2 protein-coding genes are annotated in these 1,994 nt (G+C 50.4%); both read left to right on the top strand.

From position 1 onward, the window contains the following. Positions 1–239: chemotaxis protein CheW (locus HWQ67_RS17185; RefSeq protein WP_218253921.1), on the top strand; the 239-nt coding region annotated here is incomplete at its 5' end. Between the two features lie 53 nt (positions 240–292). Further along, a partial coding sequence (locus tag HWQ67_RS17180; RefSeq protein WP_218253920.1) for a methyl-accepting chemotaxis protein occupies positions 293–1,994 on the top strand: 1,702 nt, incomplete at its 3' end.

The raw sequence follows: 1,994 nt of genomic DNA, 5'->3' as shown, positions 1-1,994 counted from the left end.
CCTGCACGTCGCCAAAGAGCCTGTCCACGGCAAAGGCCACACTCTGTCCGGCATACTGGACTACCACGATGTTGTCACTGCGCCTGTTGCTGCCATTGGAGTTAAAGACCCTGGGCAAGGTCTATAAGGACGTAGAAGGCATAGCCGGTGCCACCATCCTGGGCGATGGCACGGTGGCGATGATCCTCGACGTGCCAGGTATCATAAAGGCCGTACAAAATAGTGCCGTAAGGGCGTGAAAACAATCGTATTCACGATTTATTAATTTAATTACCCAACGAAGGAGATAGATATGAACTGGTTCTACAACTTAAAAATTGGGGCAAAGCTAATAGGCAGCTTTGTGGTTATCGCGTGTATAACGGTAATAGTAGGGACATTAAGTATTGTCGATCTTAAAAAAGTCGCAGATGCGAGTACATTTTTGTATGAGAAGATGACAGTACCGATAGGTCAGCTTGGTGAAATAGCCGAGACCTTTCAAAGAGTAAGAGTAAACATGAGAGACTTTTCCGCAGCAGAAACAAAAGAGGAGAAAGCTGCAGCACTCAAAACGGTTGCTGAGTTGAGAGACAAGATAAACAAAGAAGCCTCGGAGTTTGAAAAGACGATTGTTACGGATGAAGCAAGGAGGATGTTTGAGCATTTTGTTGATACCAGAAAGGCATACGGAGCGATAATAGATAAAGTCGTAGAACTTGAAAATGCAGGAAAAGACGCAGAGGCCGTAGCGTTAATGAAAAATGAAGGTAAAAAAGCTGCCATGTCAGAACAGGACGCGATAGATGCCCTCAAGGACAGAAAGCTGAAACAGGCAAAAGAGACGGAAGATTCAAACGATGCTCTTGCCAATAAAACTACAAACCTGATAATAGCCATGACAATAGCAGGATTTATCATAGCTGTATTATTGGGCCTGTTCATCTCCGGCGCGATCAGCAAACCTGTCAACGCAATGGTGGCAGCGGCTGATAAGATAGCCAAGGGCGACACGCCTGAAAGGGTCACGGAGGAGTACAAGGGTGATTTTAACGACATCAAGGCTAACCTTAATGCCCTGATCGACGCCACCAACGTTATAACCACCATAGCAAAGACAATCGCAAAGGGCGACCTCACGGTAGACATAAGGGAGCGTTCCGATAAGGATGAACTGATGAGATCGCTTGCCTCGATGGTTGATAAGCTGGTTGACGTGCTCTATGAGATAAAGTTGACCTCGGGCAGCGTGGCCGATGGCAGTGCTAACCTCAGTTCGGCCTCTGAAGAGATGTCCCAGGGGGCGACGGAGCAGGCCGCTGCGGCAGAGGAGGCATCCTCATCGATGGAGGAGATGGCCGCAACCATCAAGCAGACCTCCGACAATGCCCAGCAAACCGAAAAGATAGCAAAACAGGTGGCAGGGGACGCCATAGACAGTGGCAAGGCTGTGGCTGAAACCCTCAATGCCATGAAGGAGATAGCCGGTAAGATCACCATTATTGAGGAGATCGCCCGACAGACGAACCTCCTTGCATTAAACGCAGCCATAGAGGCGGCGCGTGCCGGGGAGCATGGCAAGGGCTTTGCCGTTGTAGCCTCCGAGGTCAGACAACTGGCCGAGCGCAGTCAGACCGCTGCGGGGGAGATCACCACCCTGGCCACCACAAGCGTGGATGTCGCCAATGGGGCGGGTGTAAGGCTGACCAAGATCGTGCCCGACATCAAGAAAACGGCAGAGCTTATTCAGGAGATAAGCGCCTCCACTGCCGAGCAAAACACGGGGGCAAATCAGATAAACAAGGCCATACAGCAACTGGACCAGGTGATTCAGCAAAACGCCTCCGCCTCCGAGGAGATGTCCTCCACGGCAGTAGAGCTTGCCAATCAGGCGGATCAACTGCAACGGGTCATATCGTTCTTTAAGATGCCCGATGACATAAGCGACCGGCAGGCAGCCGTCAAACAACAACCGGTTAAATCGAATGTCAGAAAAAAACCGCTTGCCATCTCCA

Origin of the sequence: Candidatus Magnetobacterium casense (genome assembly GCF_019173545.1) — a bacterium.
GTDB lineage: Bacteria > Nitrospirota > Thermodesulfovibrionia > Thermodesulfovibrionales > Magnetobacteriaceae > Magnetobacterium > Magnetobacterium cryptolimnobacter.
The sequence above is the reverse complement of the archived record's forward strand: the minus strand, read 5'-3'. Positions and strand labels throughout refer to the sequence as shown.